The 22,245-nt window shown below is 70.6% G+C and carries 23 protein-coding genes; 14 read left to right on the top strand and 9 right to left on the bottom strand.

Features of this window, described 5'->3' with window-relative positions; genetic code table 11:
• Positions 1–77: 77 nt before the first annotated feature.
• Positions 78–665, top strand: coding sequence for a dCTP deaminase (dcd, locus tag ACEN8D_RS09280; RefSeq protein ID WP_070417116.1), 588 nt, complete (start codon positions 78–80; stop codon positions 663–665).
• A gap of 25 nt (positions 666–690) precedes the next feature.
• Here the strand turns inward: dcd and ACEN8D_RS09275 are convergent, their stop codons facing one another.
• The gene (locus tag ACEN8D_RS09275) at positions 691–1,434 is read right to left on the bottom strand and encodes a hypothetical protein (protein ID WP_309778223.1); all 744 of its coding nucleotides are present in this window, start codon (positions 1,432–1,434) and stop codon (positions 691–693) included.
• A 5-nt stretch (positions 1,435–1,439) separates the two neighbouring features.
• The gene (locus tag ACEN8D_RS09270; RefSeq protein ID WP_309778225.1) at positions 1,440–2,441 is read right to left on the bottom strand and encodes a hypothetical protein; all 1,002 of its coding nucleotides are present in this window, start codon (positions 2,439–2,441) and stop codon (positions 1,440–1,442) included.
• Between the two features lie 154 nt (positions 2,442–2,595).
• Here ACEN8D_RS09270 and ACEN8D_RS09265 point away from each other — a divergent pair, with 154 nt between their 5' ends.
• Entirely contained in the window at positions 2,596–3,111 is a 516-nt protein-coding gene (locus tag ACEN8D_RS09265) for an XRE family transcriptional regulator (RefSeq protein WP_083403123.1), read from the top strand.
• The gene (locus ACEN8D_RS09260; protein WP_413399011.1) at positions 3,108–3,485 is read left to right on the top strand and encodes a HepT-like ribonuclease domain-containing protein; all 378 of its coding nucleotides are present in this window, start codon (positions 3,108–3,110) and stop codon (positions 3,483–3,485) included. The genes ACEN8D_RS09265 and ACEN8D_RS09260 overlap by 4 nt, the downstream gene beginning before the upstream one ends.
• A 122-nt stretch (positions 3,486–3,607) precedes the next feature.
• Here ACEN8D_RS09260 and ACEN8D_RS09255 read toward each other — a convergent pair whose 3' ends face one another.
• From ACEN8D_RS09255 to idi, 6 genes are all read right to left on the bottom strand, one after another.
• The gene (locus tag ACEN8D_RS09255; protein ID WP_309778232.1) at positions 3,608–4,714 is read right to left on the bottom strand and encodes a substrate-binding domain-containing protein; all 1,107 of its coding nucleotides are present in this window, start codon (positions 4,712–4,714) and stop codon (positions 3,608–3,610) included.
• Between the two features lie 78 nt (positions 4,715–4,792).
• Positions 4,793–6,085, bottom strand: a complete 1,293-nt coding sequence (gene mmsB / locus ACEN8D_RS09250; protein WP_309888430.1) for a multiple monosaccharide ABC transporter permease — start codon at positions 6,083–6,085, stop codon at positions 4,793–4,795.
• The gene (mmsA, locus tag ACEN8D_RS09245; protein WP_413399641.1) at positions 6,082–7,605 is read right to left on the bottom strand and encodes a multiple monosaccharide ABC transporter ATP-binding protein; all 1,524 of its coding nucleotides are present in this window, start codon (positions 7,603–7,605) and stop codon (positions 6,082–6,084) included. Before mmsA ends, mmsB begins: the two co-directional genes overlap by 4 nt.
• A gap of 435 nt (positions 7,606–8,040) precedes the next feature.
• Positions 8,041–9,063 carry a LacI family DNA-binding transcriptional regulator gene (locus ACEN8D_RS09240; protein WP_070417111.1) on the bottom strand — a complete coding sequence of 341 codons (1,023 nt, stop codon included), beginning with the start codon at positions 9,061–9,063 and terminating at the stop codon, positions 8,041–8,043.
• A gap of 130 nt (positions 9,064–9,193) precedes the next feature.
• Positions 9,194–10,243: a magnesium and cobalt transport protein CorA gene (locus tag ACEN8D_RS09235; RefSeq protein ID WP_070417110.1), complete on the bottom strand. Its 1,050-nt coding sequence runs from the start codon at positions 10,241–10,243 to the stop codon at positions 9,194–9,196.
• A gap of 284 nt (positions 10,244–10,527) precedes the next feature.
• A complete protein-coding gene (gene idi, locus ACEN8D_RS09230; RefSeq protein WP_413399653.1) occupies positions 10,528–11,070 on the bottom strand; it encodes an isopentenyl-diphosphate Delta-isomerase in 543 nt (180 codons plus the stop codon).
• A gap of 21 nt (positions 11,071–11,091) precedes the next feature.
• On the opposite strand from idi, the gene ACEN8D_RS09225 reads away from it, so the two are divergent.
• The 11 genes from ACEN8D_RS09225 to ACEN8D_RS09175 all read left to right on the top strand — a co-directional run bounded on the left by ACEN8D_RS09225 (position 11,092) and on the right by ACEN8D_RS09175 (position 20,524).
• Positions 11,092–12,150 (top strand): polyprenyl synthetase family protein, encoded by a 1,059-nt coding sequence (locus ACEN8D_RS09225; RefSeq protein WP_413399654.1) that lies wholly within the window; start codon positions 11,092–11,094, stop codon positions 12,148–12,150.
• Positions 12,147–13,079: a phytoene/squalene synthase family protein gene (locus tag ACEN8D_RS09220; protein WP_413461512.1), complete on the top strand. Its 933-nt coding sequence runs from the start codon at positions 12,147–12,149 to the stop codon at positions 13,077–13,079. Before ACEN8D_RS09225 ends, ACEN8D_RS09220 begins: the two co-directional genes overlap by 4 nt.
• The gene (crtI, locus tag ACEN8D_RS09215; RefSeq protein WP_413399587.1) at positions 13,076–14,701 is read left to right on the top strand and encodes a phytoene desaturase family protein; all 1,626 of its coding nucleotides are present in this window, start codon (positions 13,076–13,078) and stop codon (positions 14,699–14,701) included. Before ACEN8D_RS09220 ends, crtI begins: the two co-directional genes overlap by 4 nt.
• Positions 14,701–15,042, top strand: a complete 342-nt coding sequence (locus ACEN8D_RS09210) for a lycopene cyclase domain-containing protein (RefSeq protein WP_413399588.1) — start codon at positions 14,701–14,703, stop codon at positions 15,040–15,042. The genes crtI and ACEN8D_RS09210 overlap by 1 nt, the downstream gene beginning before the upstream one ends.
• Positions 15,039–15,419 carry a lycopene cyclase domain-containing protein gene (locus ACEN8D_RS09205; protein ID WP_336698061.1) on the top strand — a complete coding sequence of 127 codons (381 nt, stop codon included), beginning with the start codon at positions 15,039–15,041 and terminating at the stop codon, positions 15,417–15,419. The genes ACEN8D_RS09210 and ACEN8D_RS09205 overlap by 4 nt, the downstream gene beginning before the upstream one ends.
• Positions 15,416–16,342 carry a prenyltransferase gene (locus ACEN8D_RS09200; protein WP_070417104.1) on the top strand — a complete coding sequence of 309 codons (927 nt, stop codon included), beginning with the start codon at positions 15,416–15,418 and terminating at the stop codon, positions 16,340–16,342. The genes ACEN8D_RS09205 and ACEN8D_RS09200 overlap by 4 nt, the downstream gene beginning before the upstream one ends.
• 70 nt (positions 16,343–16,412) lie before the next feature.
• A complete protein-coding gene (locus ACEN8D_RS09195; RefSeq protein ID WP_070417103.1) occupies positions 16,413–17,456 on the top strand; it encodes a Gfo/Idh/MocA family protein in 1,044 nt (347 codons plus the stop codon).
• Between the two features lie 186 nt (positions 17,457–17,642).
• Complete coding sequence (locus ACEN8D_RS09190) at positions 17,643–18,161, top strand: hypothetical protein (RefSeq protein ID WP_070417102.1); 519 nt, start codon at positions 17,643–17,645, stop codon at positions 18,159–18,161.
• 4 nt (positions 18,162–18,165) lie between these two features.
• On the top strand, positions 18,166–19,197 hold the full coding sequence (locus ACEN8D_RS09185) for a YihY/virulence factor BrkB family protein (protein ID WP_413399484.1): 1,032 nt from the start codon (positions 18,166–18,168) through the stop codon (positions 19,195–19,197).
• Between the two features lie 36 nt (positions 19,198–19,233).
• Positions 19,234–19,722, top strand: a complete 489-nt coding sequence (locus ACEN8D_RS09180) for a DedA family protein (protein ID WP_413399486.1) — start codon at positions 19,234–19,236, stop codon at positions 19,720–19,722.
• Between the two features lie 106 nt (positions 19,723–19,828).
• Entirely contained in the window at positions 19,829–20,524 is a 696-nt protein-coding gene (locus ACEN8D_RS09175) for an SDR family oxidoreductase (RefSeq protein WP_092384992.1), read from the top strand.
• 22 nt (positions 20,525–20,546) lie between these two features.
• Here the strand turns inward: ACEN8D_RS09175 and ACEN8D_RS09170 are convergent, their stop codons facing one another.
• Complete coding sequence (locus ACEN8D_RS09170) at positions 20,547–22,115, bottom strand: ABC-F family ATP-binding cassette domain-containing protein (RefSeq protein ID WP_413399487.1); 1,569 nt, start codon at positions 22,113–22,115, stop codon at positions 20,547–20,549.
• Positions 22,116–22,245 lie beyond the last annotated feature (130 nt).

Raw genomic sequence — 22,245 nt, 5'->3', positions numbered from 1 at the left:
CTGGCCGTGTGACGCCGCCCGACGCTGGGCAGCCTCGCAGCTTACCGGTGCCGTTCCGCTGCCGCTAGGCTCGTCGCGTGCTGCTCTCCGACCGCGACATCACCGCCCAGCTGGCCGAGGGCCGGATCGGCCTCGACCCGTACGACGCCTCGCTCGTCCAGCCGTCGAGCATCGACGTCCGGCTCGACAAGTTCTTCCGGTTGTTCGACAACCACAAGTACCCGCACATCGATCCGGCGGTCGACCAGCCCGACCTGACCCGGCTGGTCGAGACCGACCCGGACGAGGCGTTCGTCCTGCACCCGGGGGAATTCGTGCTCGGGTCGACGTACGAGGTCGTCACGCTGCCCGACGACATCGCGGCACGGCTCGAGGGCAAGAGCTCGCTCGGGCGCCTCGGCCTCCTGACCCACTCCACGGCCGGCTTCATCGACCCGGGCTTCTCCGGGCACGTCACCCTCGAGCTCTCGAACGTGGCGACCCTGCCGATCAAGCTCTGGCCGGGCATGAAGATCGGCCAGCTCTGCTTCTTCCAGCTGTCGAGCCCGGCCGACAAGCCGTACGGCTCCGCCGAGTACCAGTCGCGGTACCAGGGGCAGCGCGGTCCGACGCCGTCGCGCTCGGCGCAGAACTTCCTTCGGACGGACGTCTCCCGCCGCTCCTGACCGGCACCCGGGTGGACGTCGGACGTCAGACCACCGCGACGTACTCCCGGATCAGCGCAACGAAGCGTGGCCCGGCGATCCCGGAGTCCGCGAATCGTGCATCGGCCGGCCTGATGCTCCGGAGGGTTCGTGCGGTGTCCAGCCGGCGCCCGCTCACCGGTTCGGTGTCGAGGGCCCACCCGCCGACGGCGGCGGCACCGTGTGCATGACGGATCTCCAGCAGGTGCCCGAGGTCTGCGAGGTCCTTCGTGGAGCGGCGCGAAGCCCAGGCGTACGTCTTGAGGATCGTCGCCATCTCGACGGTCGGGACCCGGGCCACGAAGCGCTCTTCGCGACCGTGGGTGTCGACCACGGTCGTGTCGACCTCGATCGGGTCCTGTGCGAGGACAACGTCGAGGCCGGGACTCGCGTCGAAGTGCCGCCCGCCGAGGTGCCGTGGGCGAAAGCGTCCGTCGAGCGACTCCACGAGCAGGTCGATCGTTCGGCCGTCCCGCTCGAACCGGTTTCCGGCGGTTGCCCGGTACCCGTCGGCGAGCAGCCTGTCGACCACGTCACCGCGGGCCGCGATCTCAGTGCTCACGCCCGCGTCAGCGTCGACGGTCCGCCGCGCCGCGAGGCCGTCGACCGGGAACGCTGTCAGGAGCAGTCCGACCATGTGGCCTCCGACGATGCGCGCGGCGCTGCGATCGGCGATCGCGCGTACTGCGTCACCGAGCGAGGCGAAAGCGAGTTCGTCGGCGACCGAGGTGCACGGGACCACCACGCTCACACGGATCACCGTTCGTCCCGCCCGTCGAGCGTGACGCGGCGCAGTGCCAAGACCGCGTCGTCGCGGTCGGGACCCCGGGAGTTGGCGACCTCCCATGCCGTGACCAGCGGATCCGTGAGCGTCGGTGCGCCGTGCGGGTCCCAGGCTCGAGCGGTCGCGAAGACGGTGGGATCTGCGGGGACGACCACCGCGAGCGTCTCGTCACCGGGTGGTGCCGTGGTGAAGCGTGCCGCGAGGTCGAGGTCGGCCTCGCTGTAGAGGACCGCGACGACCGGGCGACGAACCGGCGCGAGGGTGTCGGCGGCCGAGTCGCCGGAGACGAGCACCGAACGTGACTCGGAGCGCGCTGCCTCGACTGCCCGCTGCCGCTGGAGGTCGAGCGCGGCCACGCTCGTCCAGCGTCGGCGTACCCCCGACGGGCCCGGGTACGCCGACAGGAACTCGTCCCACAGTGCTGAGGCATCACGACCGACCCATCCTCCGGCCGTTCGCTCCACGCCGAGGCTGTGCAACGCGGGCAGGGCGAGCGCGATCGCCTGCTGGGTGACGCCCGTCTCGCTCGCGAGTTCGGACTGTGTTCGCGGAGCGCCGGTGCGCACGAGCGCTCGCATCAGCGCGAACCGTCCCCAGGGCGTGCGGCCGCGTGAGCCACGCACCGGGGCCGGAACGGGCGTCCGCGACCACTCGGTGCCGTCGATCAGTACGGCACCTTGGTCGACGGCCGCGACGATCACCCGCGAGTCAGCGAGCGCGATCGCGCGGAGGGAGGCGGTCGATCGTGGAACGACGTACAGCAGCGCTTCAGCCGCCATCGCGCCTCGGCCGAGAGTGCCCAGCTCACGCATCACGCGCGCCGGGGTCGGAGGGGTGTCGAGCGCCCGGATGAGCACGTGGCGGAGCCCCTGCCGAGACGTCAGACTGGCGGTCCGTGACGAGGTCGCACGGACGGAGAGGTCCAGGTCGGGCGCAACTGTCTCGAGCAGCTCGAGGCCTCGCACGACGTCCATGGCGTGATCGTACAAGCAAAGCGGACGTCGAGAGGAAAAACTTGTATTCGGCGTAACGCGGCCCGCGATATCGCCCGACGCAATCTCCTGGACGCGGCACTCCGAATCGCAGGATGTGCGTAAAGAAATGTCGCATTCTGTGTATCGTGGCCGCATGTCCGCAGTACTCCCACGACCCGCGCCGCCAGTGTCGGCAGCCGGGCTCATCCGGGACGCCCGCCTCCGCGCCGAACTCACCCAGGTGCAGCTCGCCGACCGCGCCGGCGTCACGCAGAGCGTCATCAGCACCTACGAGAACGGACGCCGCGAGCCGTCCCTCGCCGCACTGCAGCGGCTCCTGCTCGCAGCGGGGTTCACGGCCGCGATCGACCTGCACCCCGTCGAGGAACCGCCGCCCCTCCGCGAACGGGTGATGGCCGCACGGCGGGAACTCGTCGCGATCGTGCAGCGCCTCGGTGGCCGCAACCCCCGGCTCTTCGGCAGCGTGGCCCGGGGCGAGGACGGCCCGGCGAGCGACGTCGACCTGATGGTGGACCTCGACCCCGGGCTCGGCATCTTCGCGCTCATGCGGATCCAGGACGAGGCGGAACAGCTCCTCGGCGTGCGGGTGGACGTGGTGGACGCCGCCGGCATGGGCGCCGACGCCGTCCGGGACGCGGTGCCGCTGTGAGCCGCGACGTCGGGGACCGGCTCGACGACGTGATCCGTGCCTGCGGGGTGATCCGTGCCTACGTCGACGACGACGCACTGCCGGAGGGCCTCGTGTACGACGCGGTCCGGATGCGACTGGTCGAGATCGGCGAGGCGGTCCGGATGCTCCCGAGCGCGGTGACGTCGACCGAGCCGAGCATCCCGTGGTCGCGGGTGTCGCTCCTCGGCGAACGCCTCACCCGGCGGTACTTCGACACGACGCCGGCCGTCGTGTTCGGGACGGCCCGGGTGGACGTGCCGTCGCTCTGCGAGGCGGTCCACCGCCTGCGCGCCGCGCACGCAGCGCGCGGTGACCGTCGGGGCGCGGCAAGGGCAGTGGACTTGACGCAGTGACGGACGGGAGGCGCGGGTCGGCCCCGGACCGCGCCTCCCGTCCGACCGTGGCCCCGCCGCGAACGCGGGACGGCCCCGTCTCGCCGGAGCGAGACGGGGCCGTCGTCGTGTGATCGGGGAGATCAGCCCTTCTTGGCGAGTGCCTCGAGGGTGTCGTTGCCCTTGTAGGCCTCGACGGCGTTCTCCTTGGTCACGAGGATCGGGGTGAGCTCGATCGCCGGGACCGTCTTGACGCCGTTGTAGTTGTTCGTCTTGTCGATCTTGGTGTCGGGCTTGTTGCCCTTCGAGAGGTCGGACACCAGGTCGATGGCGGCCTGGGCCTCCTCGGTGGTGTTCTTGTAGATCGTCGAGTACTGCGTGCCCTGCATGATGAGCGGGATCGACGCGGTCTCCGAGTCCTGGCCGGTGACGACCGGGTTCGGCTTGCCGGCGGCCTTCGTCGCGGTCAGGATCGCACGGGCGAGGGTGTCGTTCGGCGACAGGACGCCGTCGAGCTTGGTGTCACCCGAGTAGTACTGCGACAGCAGGTCGGTCATGCGGGACTGGGCGTTCTGCGCGAGCCAACCCTTGGTCTGGACCTTCTGGAAGGTCTCCTGGCCGGACGTGACCTTGACGGTGCCGTCCTTGATCTTCGGCTCGAGGACGTTCATCGCACCGTTGAAGAACACGGTGGCGTTCGCGTCGTCCGCCGAACCGGCGAACAGCTCGATGTTGTAGGGGCCGTCACCCTTCTCGGCCTTGAGGCCGTCGAGGAGTGCCTGCGCCTGCAGCTGGCCGACCTTGTAGTTGTTGAACGCCACGTAGTAGTCGACGTTCTTGGTGTTCAGGATGTTGCGGTCCCAGGCGATGACGGTGACGCCCTTCGCCTTGGCGGCCTTGACCTGCGAGCCGAGCTGCGAACCGTCGGCGGCACCGATGATGACGACCTTGGCGCCCTTGGTGACCATGCCCGAGATCTGCGACTGCTGGTCCGGGACGGGGTTGCCGGCGTTGGCGTACTGGATGTCGGCCTTGAAGCCGGCGTCCTCGATCGACTTCTCGAACGCGGCGCCCGCGAGCACCCAGTTCTGCGACGTCTTGGCCGGCAGGGCGACGCCGATGAGGTCGCCCTTCTTGATCTCGGTGCTCGAGCCCGAGTCCGAGCCGGAGGTGCCGCGAGCCGAGCAGCCGCTGAGGGCGAGGCCCGCGACGAGCGCCAGGCCGATGCCGGCGATGAGCTTCTTGCGCATGTGAGTGCTTTCTCTTCGTTGAGGGGTGGTGCTGTGGTGAGGGGTTCGTGCGCCCCGGTCGCCCGGGGCGCCACGTCTTTACTGGGTGTTGACCTTCTCCGGCTGGTCCTGGATGGACTGCGGTTGCTGGGCCGCCACCGTGTTCTGCTCGGTGTCCTTCTTCTGGAACTGCCGCATCATGCCGCCGATGAGCGACGGGCGGCCCTGGGACTTCGAGTAGACGTCGAAGGCGACCGCGACGAGGAGGACGAGACCACGGATGATCTGCACCTTGTTCGACTCGATGCCCATGAGCTGGAGGCCGTTGGACAGGAGCGCCATCACGAGGCCACCGATGATCGACCCGGAGATCGTGCCGATGCCACCCGCGACCGCGGCGCCACCGACGAACACGGCGGCGATCGCGTCGAGCTCCCAGCCGGTGCCGTCAGCCGGACCCGAGGCGTTCGAGTAGCCGACGAACACCATGCCGGCGACCGCGGCGAGCACGGACATGTTCGCCATGACGAAGAAGTTGACCTTGCGGGCGCTGACACCGGAGAGCACCGCGGCGCTCGCGTTGCCACCGACCGCGTAGACCTGGCGACCGAAGATCGTGTTCTTCGTGATGAAGCCGTAGATGATCGTGAGGACACCGAGGATGATCGCGACGATCGGGATCGACGTACCGACGGGGCCGGCGCCGAACAGGTAGGTCGCGACGAGCGTGACGGCGACGAGGACGCCCGTGCGGACGATCGACACCCACAGCGGCGGGACCTCGGCCTGCATCTTCTTGCGGCGGGAGCGGCCGCGGGCCTCGATGACGATCAGGGCGATGATCGTGGCCAGACCGATGAGCAGCGTGCCGTTGGAGTACCCGAAGTCCGGGCCGAAGTCACCGAGGTAGCCGGCGCCGATGGCGTTGTACGAGTCCGGGGTCGGCACCGAGGTCGACTGACCGATGATCTGGTTCGCACCGCGGAAGATGAGCTGACCGGCGAGCGTCACGATGAACGCGGGGACCCGGACGAACGCCACCCAGAAGCCCTGCCAGGCACCGACGAGGGCACCGACGGCCAGGCCGAGGATGATCGCGGCCCACGCCGGCCAGTGCCACACGGACATCGACTGCGCGACGATGATGCCGACGAACGCCGCGACCGAACCGACCGACAGGTCGATGTGGCCGGCGATGATCACCATCACCATCCCCAGCGCGAGGATGAGGATGTAGGAGTACTGCAGGAACAGGTTGATGACGTTCGTCGGCTCGAGGATCAGGCCCTTGGTCGTGATCGAGAAGAAGATCACGATCGCGATCAACGCGATGATCATGCCGTACTGGCCGATGCTGTTGCCCTTGCCGAACAGCAGTTTCAGGTTCTTCATGAGACGAGAGCGCCCTTCCGCGCGGAGGTCATGCTGCGCATGAGCGTTTCTGGATCGGCCTGTTCCGAGGGGATGTCGGCCGTGATCTGGCCCTCGAAGATCGTGTAGATCCGGTCGGAGAGGCCGAGGAGTTCGGGGAGCTCGGAGGAGATGAGGATGATGCCCTTCCCCGCGGCTGCGAGCTGCTGGATGATGCCGTAGATCTCGAACTTGGCGCCCACGTCGATGCCGCGAGTCGGTTCGTCGAGGATGAGGATGTCCGGGTCGGTGAACATCCACTTCGACAGGACGACCTTCTGCTGGTTGCCGCCGGAGAGCTTGCCGACGTTCTCCTCGACGGTCGGCACCTTCGTGCGGAGCAGCTTCCGGTACTTCTCGGCGACGTTGTACTCCTCGAGGGAGTCCACGACGCCGGCCTTCGAGATCTTCTGGAGGTCGGCGGCGACGGTCGACCGCTTGACGGTGTCGAGCAGGTTGAGGCCGAGCGCCTTGCGGTCCTCGGAGACGTAGCCGATGCCGTGCTCGATCGCCTGCTGGACGTTGGTGACCTTGATCTCCTCGCCGTCCTTGATGATCTGGCCGCCGAGCCAGGTGCCGTAGGAGCGGCCGAAGATGCTCATCGCGAGCTCGGTGCGGCCGGCGCCCATCAGACCCGCGAAGCCGACGATCTCGCCGCGCTTCACGTGGAAGTTCGAGCCCTTGCAGACCAGGCGCGAGGAGTCGAGCGGGTGCTGGACGGTCCAGTCGCGGACCTCGAAGAACGTCTCACCGATCTTCGGGGTGCGGTCCGGGAAGCGGCTCTCGAGCGACCGGCCGACCATGCCGCGGATGATGCGGTCCTCGTTGACGCCGTCGCCCTTGACGTTCAGCGTCTCGATGGTCTTGCCGTCGCGGATGATCGTGATCTCGTCGGCGATCTGCTCGATCTCGTTCAGCTTGTGGCTGATGATGATGCTCGAGATGCCCTTGGCCTTCAGCCCGACGATGAGGTCGAGGAGGTGCTGCGAGTCGTTCTCGTTGAGCGCCGCGGTCGGCTCGTCGAGGATGAGGAGCTTGACGTCCTTGTGCAGGGCCTTGGCGATCTCGACGAGCTGCTGCTTGCCGACGCCGATGTTCTTGATCTGCGTGTCCGGGTCGTCGGCGAGGCCGACGCGGGCGAGCAGGTCCTGTGCACGGAGCTGGGCGCTCGTCCAGTCGATGACGCCGAACTTGCCCGGCTCGTTGCCGAGGAACAGGTTCTCGGTGATCGAGAGCTCCGGGATCAGCGCGAGCTCCTGGTGGATGATCACGATGCCGGACTGCTCGGACTGCTTGATGTCCTTGAACCGGACCTCTTCGCCCTCGAAGACGATCTCGCCGTCGTAGGTGCCGTACGGGTAGACGCCGGACAGGACCTTCATGAGGGTCGACTTGCCGGCGCCGTTCTCGCCGCAGATCGCGTGGATCTCGCCGGCACGGACGCTGAGCGAGACGTCGGACAGCGCCTTGACACCAGGGAACTCCTTGGTGATCGAGCGCATCTCGAGGATCGTCTCGGGTGCGGTGATCGACCGGGTCTCGAGGCCGGTGTCGATCGGGGTTGACGCCACGGTGCATCTCCTTCTGCCGCTGCGATGCGGCAGTCCTTCGGGTGGTTCTGCGAGCGGCAGCGAAGGCACAGGAGGTCTGTGTGGACTTCGTTGTCGCGTCCGGAGATCCGCGTCGTGACGGTCATGTGACCGTTCACATCGGCGGAACGGAGGTAATACTACGCACGCGATCGGCGCGCCTGTCAATTCGGTTTGGTCGCGTTTGTGTAACGGGCCGCGTGATCTGGCGGAACCGGGCACCGCACGTCCCCCGCGTTGGGGTACCCGGGTGGGTCGATGACGGCCTGGAGGCGCGGGGCGGCGCCGCCCCGCGCCTCCCGTCCGCGCACGGGCGCGCCCACCCCGCGCGGCCGGGCGGCGCTGCGCTCAGCGCTTGCGCGGGGCGCCCGTGGAACCGCGCACCACGAGCTGGGGCACGATGTCGATCGGCCGCAGGACGGCGTCGTCGTCGCCGGGCAGGAGCAGGTCCACGCACCGTCGGCCGAGTTCGGCGAAGTCCACCTGCACGGTCGTGAGCGGCGGCCAGAAGTGCTTCGCCTCGGGGATGTCGTCGTAGCCGACCACCGACAGGTCCCCGGGCACGTCGAGGCCGTACGAGCGCGCGGCGTGCACCACCCCGAGCGCCATCGCGTCGTTCGAGCAGAAGATCGCGGTGCAGTCCCGCCAGCGCAGGAGCTCCCGGCCGGCGTGGTACCCGAAGTCGGCGGACCAGTCGCCCAGGATCGGCGGGACGACGGGCATGTCGCGGTCGGACATCTCGCGCAGGAAGCCCTGCATCCGGGCGTCCGCCTCGATCCAGTCCTGGGGTCCGGCGATGTGCCGGACGTACTCGTGCCCGAGGTCGAGCAGGTGCGCCGTCGCGAGCCGGGCGCCCTCCATCTGGTCGACCCAGAGTGCGGTCGGGTCCTCGCCGACGCTCGAGCGCATCGTGACGTACGGCGTCCGGATCCCGAGCTCCTCGATGAGGTCGAACACCCGCTGCTGCGGCGCGATGACCACGATCCCCTCGACGTCCTGGTCGAGCAGGTGCCCGAGGCCGTCGCGGACGGCGGTGTCGGTCGGCTCGGCGATGTTCGCCGTCGTCACGGAGTACCCGCGGCTGACCGCGGCGTCCTCGATCGCCTGCATCGTCACGGCCGGCCCGTAGTGCGAGCGCTGCGCGGTGAGCACACCGATCGTCCGCGTCCGGCTGGTGACCAGTGCCCGTGCGGCACGGTTCGGCCGGTACTGCAGCTGCTCCATCGCCGCGAGGACACGGTCGCGGGTCTCGGCCCGGATCGCGTCCGAGTTGTTGAGCACCCGAGACACCGTCTGGTGGGACACACCGGCAACCCGCGCGACGTCGCGGATGCTGGGCGACCGCGGTTGCTGTGCCCGCGTCGACGCCATTGCTACTCGTTTCCTGCCCGGGGCCGTGGCACGCCCATGTGCACGTTCACATTCCGAGCCAGATCATTATGCACGCCTCGAGCGTCCACGCCAGCTGAGCCGTCGCTGCCTGGCCGGGTACAGGACGTGCCTAGAGCCAGTTGCGCTTGCGGAAGATCGCCCAGAGCACGCCCATCAGGGCGAGCATCCCGAGGATCGCGACCGGGTAGCCGTACCGCCAGTGGAGCTCGGGCATGTGGTCGAAGTTCATCCCGTAGACCCCCGCGATGAGTCCCGGGGCGAAGAGGATCGCGGCCCACGAGGAGATCTTCTTGACCTCCTCGCCCTGCCGGTGTGCGGCGCGTGCGAGCTGGCGGCTCTCCTCGCCCTGCGCGAGGCTGGCGCTCGTCATGCGGCGCATCGCCTCGTTCTGCTCCTGCGACACCAGGGTCGCGTGCAGCGTCAGGGCGTTCTCGAGCAGGGCCCGGAACGAGTCCACCCGCTCGGTGACCCGCAGTGCGTGGTCGAGCACGTTCCGCAGGCGGTGCTGGACCTCGTCGTCGACGCCGTACTTGTCGGCGCCGCGGAGCAGCCCCTTCACCATCGCGGGCACCGGCTTCGTGGCGCGCTGGAAGGCCAGGACCTCGCTGAGGAGCTGGTAGATCCGCTTCGAGACGCCGGGGTCGACCTGCCCGGCGAACAGCTGGTCCTCGATGGCGTCGACGTGGTCCTGCAGGATCTCGACCACGGGGGCGTAGCCGTCGACGACCTCGTCGAGCACGGCGGCGGTGACGGCTTCGGAGCCCCGGGCGAGGAACTCCGGGTCGGCCTCGACCCGGGCACGGAGCGCCGCCAGGTCGGGACGCTCGGCGTGCCGGACGCTCACCACGAACCGGTCGCCGACGAACAGGTGCACCTCGCCGAACTCGACGGTCTCGGCCGTGGTGTCGAACCACGCGGGCCGGAGCACGAGGAAGAGCGTGTCGCCGTACCGCTCGAGCTTCGCGCGCTGGTGTCCCTTGCGGGCGTCCTCGACCGCGTTCTCGTGCAGGTCGAACTCGGTCGCGACGGCCTCGAGCTCGGTGTCGTCGGGGCGGAAGAGCCCGATCCAGGCGAGGTCGCCCCCGGTGGCGAGCGACAGGGTCGACGGCGACCCGACGCGACGTCCCTCGACGTAGATCGCGTTGTCGATCAGTGCCATGTGCGTGCTCCTCTCGGGAGCAGGCAGGCGCGAAGTGACCCCGGAGTGTTCCGGGGGAGGGGTTGCTCAGCGAACGGGCTCGGCGACGACCGTCAGGGGCGGCCGGCCCGATCGAGGATGGTCACCCGACATCGCGCCTCACCTGCCCTTCTGCTGGTCCGTCGGCCGCGGTGCGCAGCCTCGTGGCCACACCCGTGACCGACGCTCGACCCTACTCCGTCGGGTCGGCGGAGCCAAGTGAACGAACGCTCACACACCGCTGCCTCGGCGGCCCGCGGTGGGGGTCAGCGGGTGATGTGCAGACCGGCCGTCGCGAGCTCGGTGAGCTGCCACCCGAGCCACGGGCTCCACGCGAACGGGGCACCGGCGACCGACTCCCGCAACGCGGCCTCGGAGACCCAGGCGTACTCGGCGACCTCGTCGTCGGCCGGAGCCGGCACGTCGTCCGTGACCGCGCGGAAGACCGGGCAGACCTCGTTCTCGACGATCCCGGAGGCGTCCACCGCGCGGTACCGGAAGTCGGGCAGCACGAGCTCGACGTCACGGACGGTGATGCCGAGTTCACGCGCGGCCCGTCGGGCGATCGCGTCCTCGAACGACTCGTCCGGTCCGGGGTGGCCGCAGAAGGTGTTCGTCCACACCCCGGGCCACGTCTTCTTGGACAGCGCGCGACGGGTCACCAGGACGTCGCCGTCGGTGTTCCGCACGTGGCACGAGAAGGCCAGGTGGAGGGGCGTGTGGTCGGTGTGCACCGTGAACTTGTCCGCCGTGCCGATCGGGGTACGGTCATCGGCCAGGAGCACCACGGATTCAGGGAAAGTCGTCATCTGCATCGATAGGTTAGGCCAATGAGCGAGGAAGCGGCCACCGTGGCGCACATCGACCTCGCGCTCGTCGACGACTGCCTCGAGCGCTTCTTCGCCGTGTCGTCGGCTCGCGCCGAGCGGTACGGACGACCATCGGGGGAACTCTGGCGAGTGCTCCGCAAGGCGAGCATGGGCGGGAAGCGGTTCCGCCCGCGCATGGTCCTCACCGCGTACACGGGTCTCGGCGGCACCGACCTGCACGCGGCAGCGCACGTCGGCGCAGCGTACGAGCTGCTGCACACCGCGCTCGTCGTGCACGACGACGTCATCGACCGCGACTGGTCGCGCCGCGGGCAGCCGAACGTCGCCGGGTCCTTCCGCGACACCGGGACGACGGGCGGTCTGCCGCTGCCCACCGCGGAGCACCGCGGCATGAGCGCCGCGGTCATCGCGGGTGACCTCGCCCTCGCCGGAGCGCCCCGGTTCATCGAGTCCGCCGGCGTGACGGGCGACCGCCGGGCACGCCTGCTCGAGCTCCTCGACGAGGCCGTGTTCGCCAGCGCTGCCGGCGAGATGACCGACGTCGACCTCGCGCTCGGCGTGATGCCGACCGTGGACGAGGTCCTGCAGATGGAGCGTGCGAAGACGAGCGTCTACTCGTTCGAGGCGCCGCTGCAGTCCGGCGCGGTCCTGGCCGGTGCTGCCGAACCGATCGTCGAGGCGCTCGGCGCCTTCGGTCGCGAGATCGGGATCGCCTACCAGATCGTCGACGACCTGCTGGGGGTCTTCGGGGACGAGGGCACGACGGGCAAGACCGTGCTCGGGGACCTGCGCGAGGGCAAGCGCACCATGCTGATCGCCCACGCCGCGACCACCGATTGCTGGCCGGACATCGCGCCGTACCTGGGCGACCCGGACCTCAGCGAGGAGCGCGCGGCCGAACTCCGTGCGACCCTGGTCACCTGCGGTGCTCGAGCCGCCGCCGAAGCGCGGATCGCCGAGCACACCGCTCTCGCCCGTGCCGAGCTCGCCGGACTGCCGTACGACCTCGCCGACCGCCTGGAGACCCTCGTGACCGAACTCGTGGAGCGCGCCCGGTGAGCCACAGCCGAACGGAGCCGCGTCCCTCGACCCGGCTCCCGCTGTACGACGCCACGGCCGAGGCCGCCTCGGGCGTCGTCATCGACCGGTACTCGACGTCCTTCGGGCTCGCGAGCCGGCTGCTCACGAAGGACACGCGCGAGCACATCCGCAACGTGTACGCCCTCGTCCGGGTCGCCGACGAGGTCGTCGACGGACCCGCGACCGAGGCCGGACTCGACCAGGACCTCGCCCGGACCGTCCTCGACGAGCTCGAGGCCGACACCGAGCGGGCGATCGCGCTCGGCTTCTCCGTCAACCCGGTGGTGCACGCGTTCGCCCGGACCGCCCGCGTCACCGGGTTCGGCCCGGAGCTCACGCGGCCGTTCTTCGCCTCGATGCGGATGGACCTCGAGCGGACCGAGCACGACCAGGAGTCCTTCGACCGCTACGTCTACGGTTCGGCCGAGGTCGTGGGCCTGATGTGCCTGCGCGCGTTCGTCCACCGCGCCGGTCGGCCGACGTTCGACGGCACCGTGCTCGTCGACGGCGCCCGGGCGCTCGGTGCCGCGTTCCAGAAGGTGAACTTCCTGCGCGACCTGCACGCCGACTTCGAGGTGCTGGGCCGCTCCTACTTCCCGGGGGTCGACATCCGCAGCTTCGACGAGGCGACGAAGGAACGACTGGTCGCCGACGTCCAGTCGGACCTCGACCTGGCCGCCCGCACCGTCCGGCTGCTGCCGGCCGACGCGCGGAACGCCGTCGGTCTCGCGCACGCGCTCTTCCAGGAGCTCAACGACCGCATCGCCGCCACGCCGGCCGACCGTCTGGTCACCACCCGGGTGCGCGTGCCGAACCCGGTGAAGGCGCGCCTCGCCGCGCAGGTGCTCGCCGGACGTGCGCCGCTGCGGTCGCGCGCGACCCACCACCGGACGGGAGGCACGGCGTGACCCCGCCCCGCGCCTCCGGTCAGCAGGCCCCCGTCTCCAAGCGGAAGGTGCCCGCCCGACGCGCCGTCGTCATCGGCGGCGGCATCAGCGGACTCGCGTCCGCCGCGCTGCTCGCGCGGGACGGCTTCGCGGTGACCGTGCTCGAGCAGCGCGGGCAGCTCGGCGGCCGCGCCGGGTCGTGGGAGCAGGACGGCTTCCGGTTCGACACCGGTCCGTCCTGGTACCTCATGCCCGAGGTGTTCGACCACTTCTTCCAGCTGCTCGGCACCTCGGCGGACGCCGAACTCGACCTCGAGAAGCTCGACCCCGGGTACCGCGTGTACAGCGAGGGACACGACGACCCGATCGACCTCCGGGCCGACAGGGAAGCGAACATCGCCCTGTTCGAGTCCGTCGAACCGGGCGCCGGCCGGCGGATGCGGAAGTACCTGGCCTCGTCCGAGGACACCTACGCGATGGCGATCCGCCGGTTCCTCTACACGACCTTCCAGGACCTCACGAAGCTCGCGGCCCCGGACGTCCTCCGACGGCTGCCGAAGCTCGCGCGCCTCCTCATCGAGCCGCTCTCCACCTTCGCCGAGTCCGCGGTCAAGGACCGCCGCCTGTGGCAGGTCCTCGGCTACCCGGCGGTCTTCCTCGGCACGAGCCCGTACGCGGCGCCGAGCATGTACCACCTCATGAGCCACCTCGACCTCGCCGACGGGGTGCTCTACCCGAAGGGCGGCATCACCGAGGTCATCTCCGCCGTCGAACGCGTCGCCCGCCGTGAGGGCGCGAAGATCATCGCCGGCGCCAAGGTCGAGCGGATCGTCGTCGAGGACGGCCACGTCACCGGTGTCGTCCACCGCGACCGCGCGGGTGCGCAGCACACGGCGCCCGCCGACCTCGTGGTGAGCGCCGCCGACCTCCGGCACACCGAGCTGCAGCTGCTCGACGCGGAGCACCGCACGTACCCCGCAGCACACTGGGCGAAGCGCGACCCGGGGCCGAGCGCCGTGCTCGTCTACCTCGGCGTCGACGGGCCCGTGCCGGGGCTGCTGCACCACACGCTGGTGTTCACCGAGGACTGGAAGGCGAACTTCGGTGCGATCTTCGGCGCCGACCGGCACGTCCCCGACCCGGCGTCGATCTACGTCTGCGCTCCGTCGGAGACCGACGCCTCGGTCGCCCCGCGGGGATCGAGCAACCTGTTCATCCTCGTGCCGCTGCCCGCCGACCTGTCGATCGGCAAGGGCGGCATCGACGGTGCCGGGGACTACGAGGTCGAGCGGATCGCCGACCGCGCCATCGACGTCGTCGCGGAGCGTGCCGGGGTGCCGGACCTCCGCGACCGGATCCGGGTCCGCCGGACGATCGGTCCCCGGGACTTCGCCGACGACTACAACGCCTGGAGCGGCTCGATGCTCGGGCCGGCGCACACCCTGAAGCAGAGCGCGTTCTTCCGCGAGAAGAACGCCTCGGCCAAGGTCGACGGGCTCTACTACGCCGGTGCCTCGACGATCCCGGGCATCGGGTTGCCGATGTGCCTGATCAGCGCCGAGGTGCTCCTCAAGCGCATCCACGGGGACACCAGCACCGAACCGCTCCCGGCACCGCTCCGGCGGCCCGGCGCCACTGACTGATGCCCGGGCTCTACCTCGCCGGGCTGCTGGTGTCGCTCGTCGGCATGACCGTCCTCGACGCCCGGCTGCACCTGTTCTTCTGGCGGGCGCCGTGGCGGGCGGCGGCCGTGATGGTCGTCGGCGTCGCGTTCTTCATGCTGTGGGACGTGCTCGGGGTCGCCCTCGGCATCTTCTTCATCGGGCCGCAGACCCTGCTGACGGGGGTCCTCCTCGCGCCGGACGTCCCGCTCGAGGAGCTCTTCTTCCTCCTGCTGCTCTGCTACACGACCATGAACCTGGTCGGCTTCGTGCAGCCCCTCGTCGCGCGGGGCCTGCGGCGGGACGAGCGGAGCCGATCGTGACCGGCTCCGGCGCGTACGCCCTGCTCGCACTGCCGTTCTTCGCCGCGGTCGCGGTGGTCGCCGTCGCCGCCGGGATCGTCGCCGCACGACGTGCTCGTGCCCGGGGCCGCCGCGCACCGACCGGCCGACGCATCGCCCTCGTGACCGGGCTCGTCGCCGGCATCGCGCTGCTCGTCATGACGATCGTGTTCGACAACGTCATCGTGACGCTGCGGATCGTGGCGTACGACCCGGCGCTCATCAGTGGTGCGAAGATCGGGGCGATCCCGGTCGAGGACCTCGCGTACTCGATCGCCGCGATCGTGCTGCTCCCCAGCCTGTGGGTCCTGTTCGACCGACCCACCCGGCCATCCCACGAAGAGGAACCGACCCGATGAACGCGAGCACCGCCTCCAGGCCGTCGACCCTGCGCGCCCTGTTCGTGTCGTCCCGGCCGATCAGCTGGGTGAACACCGCCTACCCGTTCGGCGCCGCGTACCTGCTCGGCAGCGGGGTCGGCGTCGAGGGCGGCGGCGGGTTCTCGCTCGTCGCGTTCCTCGTCGGCGTCGTGTACTTCCTCGTGCCCTACAACCTGGCGATGTACGGCATCAACGACGTCTTCGACTACGAGTCCGACCTGCGGAACCCGCGCAAGGGCGGGGTCGAGGGTGCCCTGCTCGACAAGAGCGTGCACCGCACCACGCTGTGGGCCGTCGTCGTCACGAACGTGCCGTTCCTGGTCGCGCTCGTCGTGCTCGGCGCGGTGTCCGGCAACGGGCCGTGGTCGTGGCTCGTCCTCGCGATCAGCGTGTTCGCCGTCATCGCCTACTCGGCACCGGGGCTGCGCTTCAAGGAGAAGCCGTTCCTCGACTCGCTCACGTCGAGCACCCACTTCGTGTCGCCGGCGATCTACGGCCTGGCGCTCGCCGGCCCGCACTGGACCGGGCAGCTCGTCGCCGTGTGCGTGGCGTTCTTCCTGTGGGGCGTGGCGTCGCACGCGTTCGGTGCCGTGCAGGACGTCCTCGCCGACCGGGCCGGTGGGATCGGCTCCGTGGCGACCGTCATCGGTGCCCGCGCCACCGTGCGCCTGGCGTTCGTGGCGTACCTCGTCGCCGGTGTCGCACTGCTGTTCTCGGCGTTCCCTGGTCCGATCGCCGCGATCGTCGTCGTGCCGTACGCCCTCAACGTGCTGCCGTGGTGGAACGTCACCGACGCGGGCGCCGAGTCCGCGAACGCCGGGTGGAAGCGGTTCCTCTGGATCAACTACCTCGCCGGGTTCATCGTGACGATGGCACTCATCGCGTACGCGTTCACGCACTGACCCGTGCCCTGACAGACTGGACGCACGCGCCGCGGGAGTCGTGGGGCGTCAGCCACGAAGGAGTGCACGCATGACGGTCCGGATCATCCACGTCGGTCTCGGAGGGTGGGGCGGCAACTGGGCCCGCACCGCCATCCCGGAGGTCACCGAAGTGGAGGTGGTCGGGATCGTCGACCCGGTCCCGGCGACACTGGACGCCGTGCGGTCGGACCTCGGCCTGCCGGAGTCGGCGGCGTTCGCGTCCCTCACCGAGGCGCTCGCCGGGGTCGAAGCCGATGCCGTCGTGATCACCGCCCCCGCCGTGACGCACGTGCCGCTCGCCCTCGAGGCGCTCGAGGCCGGCAAGCACGTCCTCGTCGAGAAGCCCTTCGCCAACACCACGGACGAGGCCGTCACCGCAGTCCGTCGAGCCGAGGAGCTCGGGCTCGTGCTGCAGGTCAGCCAGAACTACCGCTGGTACCCGGCGCCCCGGGTCGTGCAGGACCTGCTCGCCGCGAGCACCGTCGGCGAGCTCTCGGCGATCAACGTCGACTTCCGGCAGTGGGACAACGACCTCGCGTTCGAGGAGCACCCGCACTACCGGTTCCCGCACGCGATGATCAACGACATGGCGATCCACCACTTCGACCTCCTCCGGATGATCACCGGTCGCGAGGCCGTCCGCGTGTTCGCGAAGTCGTCGTACCCGTCGTACAGCAAGTACCAGGACGAAGCCGTCGCCTCGATGATCATCGAGCTCGACGACGGCCTCGTGGTCAGCTACCGCGGCAGCTGGCTCTCGCGCGGCCCCCGGACGGCCTGGGCGGGCGAGTGGAGCATCCAGGGCGAGGACGGCGAACTGTGGTTCACGAGCCGCTCGGGGGAGCCGAACGCGGTGGCCGGGGACCGCGTGACGGTCCGCCGGACGCAGGACGACGAGGCCGAGGCGGTCGAGCTGCCGACGATGGCGCACACCGACCGGCAGGGCGGGCTGCAGGCGTTCGCGCGCTCAGTGTCCGGTGGTCCCGCGCCGGCGACGAGCGGTCGCGACAACCTGCGGAGCCTCGCGTTGATGGAGGCGGCGGGCCGCTCCGCGGCGTCCGGCCTGCCCGAGGACGTCGTCGTCCCGTCCTGACGCCCGGCGGTCCGGCCACGGGTCGGTCGCTCCGGCGGCACGGACTGGAGGCGCGGTGCGGGCCCGACCCGCGCCTCCAGGCCGCCGTCCGGTCGCGCCCACCGCACGCCGCCGGCCGCGTCCACCGTGCGCGGGACACGCCCGGGGCTGGACACGACCCCGGCCCGAGCGTGTACGAAATGGGGAATGGCCAAGGACAGTCTCCCCGAGCTCGAACTCGCGAACGTCCGCACACGTGAGGGCATCACGGACACCGTGACCGAGATCCGTCGTCGTGCGGACATCCCGGCGCGCACCCGCCTGGCGATCGCGAAGACCAAGCAGCGCTGGCACCGCGACCCCACCCCGCTCGTGGCGATGGGCGTGACCGCTGCAGCGGGTGTCGCGGCGATCGTCGTCGGCATCGCGATCCGCAACAACCCCGCCGGGCACCTCGCCGAGCCGCCCGCGTCGTCGGCCTTCACCGCGCTGCTGCCGTTCGGGGCCCGTGGTGGCGACGGCCCGGGCGCCGCCGAGCAGAGCCAGCCCGGACGCAAGGGGCGGAAGGCCCGCGCGAAGGCCGCCGAGGAGTCGCTCGAACGCGACCCGCAGCACCGCGCACGCGTCAAGCAGCGTGCCGGCATCGCCGCGGTCCAGCGCCGGGCGACGAAGAACCGCAAGCAGGCCGCCAAGCGTTCGAAGCAGGCGCTGAAGGCGAGGGGGTAGTCCCGTGGCACGCGAGCAGCACAAGCCCGACGCCGACGACCCGCGCAAGCCCGACAGCCCGGCGGACCTCACCAAGCCCACGCTGGTCTACACGCTGAAGAAGACGCTCCGCGAGTTCTCCAGCGACCAGTGCACCGACCTCGCCGCGAGCCTGACGTACTACACCGTGCTCGCGCTGTTCCCCGGTCTGCTGGCCGTCGTGTCGATCCTCGGGCTCGTGTCCGACCCGAAGAAGACGATCGACACGCTGCTCGACCTCGTGAACAACATCGGGGGCGAACAGGTCGTCAGCCTGCTCCGGGACCCCATCGAGGGACTCGTCCGCTCGCCCGCTGCGCCGATCACGTTCATCGTCGGTGTCGTCGGTGCGCTCTGGTCGGCCTCCGGGTACGTCGGCGCGTTCGGCCGCGCGATGAACCGGATCTACAACGTCCGCGAGGGGCGTCCGATCTGGAAGCTCCGCCCGACCATGCTCGGCGTCACGCTCTTCACCGTCGTCCTGCTCGTCCTCGGGCTGCTCGCGCTCGTGTCCGGCCCGCTCGCCCGCAGCTTCGGCGACGTGATCGGCCTCGGCGACGCCGCCGCGACCGTCCTGAGCATCGTGCAGTGGCCGATCCTGCTCGTCATCGCGATCATCGTCGTCGCAGTGCTCTACTACTGGGCGCCGAACGTCAAGCAGCCGAAGTTCCGGTGGGTCAGCGGTGGATCGATCCTCGCCATCCTGATCCTCATCGTCGCCAGCGTCGGGTTCGGCTTCTACGTCGGGAACTTCTCGAACTACAACGCCACGTACGGATCCCTCGGTGGGGTGATCGTCTTCCTGCTGTGGGTGTGGATCACGAACAACGCGCTGCTCTTCGGCGCGGAGTTCGACGCCGAGCTCGAGCGTGGACGGCAGCTGCAGGCCGGTATCCGCGCCGAGGAGGACATCCAGCTCCCCGAACGCGACACCCGGCAGATCGAGAAGCAGGACGAGAAGCGCGCGCAGGACGTCCTGGACGGCATCAAGATCCGCGAGGACGCCGACCGCCGCTGACGGGACATTCCCGGTCGGGGTCGCTACGGTTCGCCCGTGCCGTCCTTCCTCGAGGGGCTCCCGTTCTGGTGGCTGGTCCTCGCGCTCTTCGTCGTGGTGCTCTGCCGCGCGCAGGCGACCTACTGGCTGGCACGGCTCGCGGTCACCGGCGCGGCGCGGTCCCGCTGGGGCCGCTGGCTCGACTCTGCGGCGGTCCGTCGGGGTTCGGCGCTGCTCGACCGCTGGGGGCTTCCCGTCGTCGCGGTCAGCTTCCTCACCGTGGGGCTGCAGACGATCATGAACGCGGCCGCCGGCATCGCCCGGGTGCCGTGGTGGCGGTACACGATCGCGATGGTCCCGGGCTGCGTGGCGTGGGCGTTCGTGTACGCGACGGTGGGGATCGCGCTGTTCTGGGCGGTGCTCGCGGCGTTCGCGGGGTCGCCGTGGGGCGTGATCGTGCTCGTCGTGCTGGCGGCGGCCGCCTCGGTCGCCGTGTGGACGGTCCGGCGTCGTCGCCGGCTCGCCGCGGACACGTCCCGGGTCTGACGGCCAGGAGGCGCGGTGTCGGCCCGCCCCGCGGCCGTCGTCCGGTTCTCCACAGTCCAGGAGGCGCGGTGCCAGCTCGCCCCGCGGCTTCCGTAGGGTGGTGCGCATGACCGACACCGCGCCTCCCGTCCGTCCGACCGCACTCGTCACGGGCGCGACCCGTGGGATCGGCCGGGCCATCGCGCTCGACCTGGGACGCACGCACCACGTGCTCGTCGGCGGCCGGACCGCCGCCGCCGTGGACGCGCTCGTCGCCGAGCTGCCCAGCGCGTCGCCGTTCGTGGGCGACCTCGGCGCGGGCGAGTTCCCGCCGCTGCCGGAGCGCCTCGACGTCCTCGTGCACTCCGCCGGGGTCGAGCAGGGCACGACCGTCGCGGACACCCCGCGCGAGGTGTGGGAGCAGGTCTTCGCCACGAACGTGTTCGCGGTCGCCGAGCTGACGCGGCTCGCCCTCCCGGCCCTCCGCGCGGCGCGGGGCATCGTCGTGCCGATCAACAGCGGGTCTGGGTTCCACTCCGGCCCGGGCGGCGGGGTGTACGCGGCGTCGAAGTTCGCGCTGCGGGCGTTCGCCGACGCCCTGCGGGAAGAGGAACGGGCGAACGGCGTCCGGGTGTCGAGCGTGCACCCGGGCCGGACGGACTCGGACATGCAGCGGGCGCTGACCGAGAAGCTCGGCGAGGACTACGACACCGACTACTACCTCGCGCCCTCGGACGTGGCCGACGCCGTCCGGACCGTGGTCGACCTGCCGGAGCGGGGCACGATCGAGTCGCTGGCGATCCGGCCGACGCGGCGGCGCTGACCCGCTGCGGCCAGGGGGCGGGTCAGCGCAGCTCGATCCTCGTGGTGAGGTCGAGGCGGTCGAGGAACGTCTCGTCGTGACTGACCAGGACGAGGGCTCCCCGGTAGGCCCGAAGCGCGTCCACGAGCTGGTCGACACTCGTCAGGTCGAGGTCGTTCGTCGGCTCGTCGAGCACCAGCAGCTGCGGCGGCGGATCCGCGAGCACGAGGCTCGCCAGCGCCACCCGGAACCGCTCCCCGCCCGAGAGCGCGCCAGCCGGGCGGTCGACGGTGTCCCCGCGGACCAGGAACTTCGCCAGCCGGTTCCGCACCTCGGCCGGCGGGACGTGCGGGGCATCCCGCCGGACGTTCTCGAGCACCGACAGCGCGTCGTCGAGTGAGTCCTTCCGCTGCGGCAGGTAGCCGATGCGGTCGACGTGCGGGACCGCAGTCGTGTCGGGCAACGGGTGCGCCCGCGCGCCGGGGACCCCGACGAGCTGCTCGAGCAGCGTCGTCTTGCCGACGCCGTTGTCCCCGGCGATCGCGATGCGCTCCGGACCCTGCACGATCGTCGCCCGCCCGCGCAGCGTGATGGTCGCGATCTGCCGCGACGCCGGCACGTCCGGGTCGGGGAGCGTCACGTGGATGGACTCGTCCGCGCGCAGCCGTCCCTCGGCCTCGCGCTTGGTGGCGAGCGCGGCGGCCTCGTCCTCGGCGTACCCGGTACGGAGCCGCCCGGCGGTCTGTTCGCCGCGCTTCCGCATCTCGTTCGCGAAGATCTTCGGCATCCCCTCGGCGGCCTTCACCCCGGACCGGGCCCGACGGGCGATCTTCGTCTCGGCCTCGATGCGCTGCCGCTTCTCGGTGCGGTGTCGCTGCTCGGCGACCCGGACCTCGCGTTCGACGGCGGCCTGCTGCACCGCGAGGTGCTCCTCGAAGGCGCTGAAGGTCCCGCCGAACACGGTCATGCCGCCCGCGCGGAGCTCGGCGACCTCGTCGACGTGTTCCAGGAGCTCGCGATCGTGGCTGACGACGACGAGGGTGCCCGGCCAGTCGTCGACCATGTCGAGCAACATGCTTCGCGCACGGCGGTCGAGGTTGTTCGTCGGCTCGTCGAGGAACGCGATCGGGAGCCCCCGCAGCCGGATGCCGGCGACCGCCACGAGGACGGCCTGGCCTCCGGACAGGGTGCTCACCGGACGCTCGAGGTCGGCGCCGAGGCCGATGCCGTCGAGCGCCGCAGCCGTACGTTCCTCGAGGTCCCAGTCGTCGCCCACGGCGTCGAAGTGCTCCGGAGCGGCGTCACCGCCGAGGATCGCGCGGAGGGCCGTCAGGGTCGGACGGATGCGCAGGAGGTCGGCGACCGCGTCGTCGTTCTGCGGTTGCAGGCGTTGCGGCAGGTGGTCGACGGGGCCGGATGTCGTGATGGTGCCCGACGTGGGGTGGAGCCGACCCGTGACCAGCCGGACGAGGGTCGACTTGCCGGCACCGTTCCTCCCGACCAGGCCGGTCCGGCCACGGCCGAAGGCGGTGGTGAGGTGGCTCAGCGCGACGGTGCCGTCGGGCCAGGCGAAACTGAGGTCGTTCAGGACGACGGACGGATTGATGGGCATACGGGTGCCTCCCCGGTGGTCGATGCTGGGCGCACGACACCGGACCCGCCACGGGAGGGCGGAGCGCCCGACGGGGCGCGACGACCACGGTGTCAGCGCGAGGGCTGAGCAGATCCGGTGATCGACAGCA

It is taken from the genome of Curtobacterium sp. Curtsp22 (assembly GCF_059492135.1).
This window is presented reverse-complemented; position numbering and strand designations above follow the sequence as displayed.

Coding starts and splice junctions, on each gene's coding strand:
- ACEN8D_RS09270 (WP_309778225.1), bottom strand. CDS start 2,441: ATGGACGTCGTGCGAGGCCTCGAGCTGCTCGAGACAGTTGCGCCCGAC.
- ACEN8D_RS09265 (WP_083403123.1), top strand. CDS start 2,596: ATGTCCGCAGTACTCCCACGACCCGCGCCGCCAGTGTCGGCAGCCGGG.
- ACEN8D_RS09255 (WP_309778232.1), bottom strand. CDS start 4,714: ATGCGCAAGAAGCTCATCGCCGGCATCGGCCTGGCGCTCGTCGCGGGC.
- mmsB (WP_309888430.1), bottom strand. CDS start 6,085: ATGAAGAACCTGAAACTGCTGTTCGGCAAGGGCAACAGCATCGGCCAG.
- mmsA (WP_413399641.1), bottom strand. CDS start 7,605: ATGCGCTCGATCACCAAGGAGTTCCCTGGTGTCAAGGCGCTGTCCGAC.
- ACEN8D_RS09240 (WP_070417111.1), bottom strand. CDS start 9,063: ATGGCGTCGACGCGGGCACAGCAACCGCGGTCGCCCAGCATCCGCGAC.
- ACEN8D_RS09235 (WP_070417110.1), bottom strand. CDS start 10,243: ATGGCACTGATCGACAACGCGATCTACGTCGAGGGACGTCGCGTCGGG.
- idi (WP_413399653.1), bottom strand. CDS start 11,070: ATGACGACTTTCCCTGAATCCGTGGTGCTCCTGGCCGATGACCGTACC.
- ACEN8D_RS09225 (WP_413399654.1), top strand. CDS start 11,092: ATGAGCGAGGAAGCGGCCACCGTGGCGCACATCGACCTCGCGCTCGTC.
- ACEN8D_RS09210 (WP_413399588.1), top strand. CDS start 14,701: ATGCCCGGGCTCTACCTCGCCGGGCTGCTGGTGTCGCTCGTCGGCATG.
- ACEN8D_RS09200 (WP_070417104.1), top strand. CDS start 15,416: ATGAACGCGAGCACCGCCTCCAGGCCGTCGACCCTGCGCGCCCTGTTC.
- ACEN8D_RS09195 (WP_070417103.1), top strand. CDS start 16,413: ATGACGGTCCGGATCATCCACGTCGGTCTCGGAGGGTGGGGCGGCAAC.
- ACEN8D_RS09190 (WP_070417102.1), top strand. CDS start 17,643: ATGGCCAAGGACAGTCTCCCCGAGCTCGAACTCGCGAACGTCCGCACA.
- ACEN8D_RS09175 (WP_092384992.1), top strand. CDS start 19,829: ATGACCGACACCGCGCCTCCCGTCCGTCCGACCGCACTCGTCACGGGC.
- ACEN8D_RS09170 (WP_413399487.1), bottom strand. CDS start 22,115: ATGCCCATCAATCCGTCCGTCGTCCTGAACGACCTCAGTTTCGCCTGG.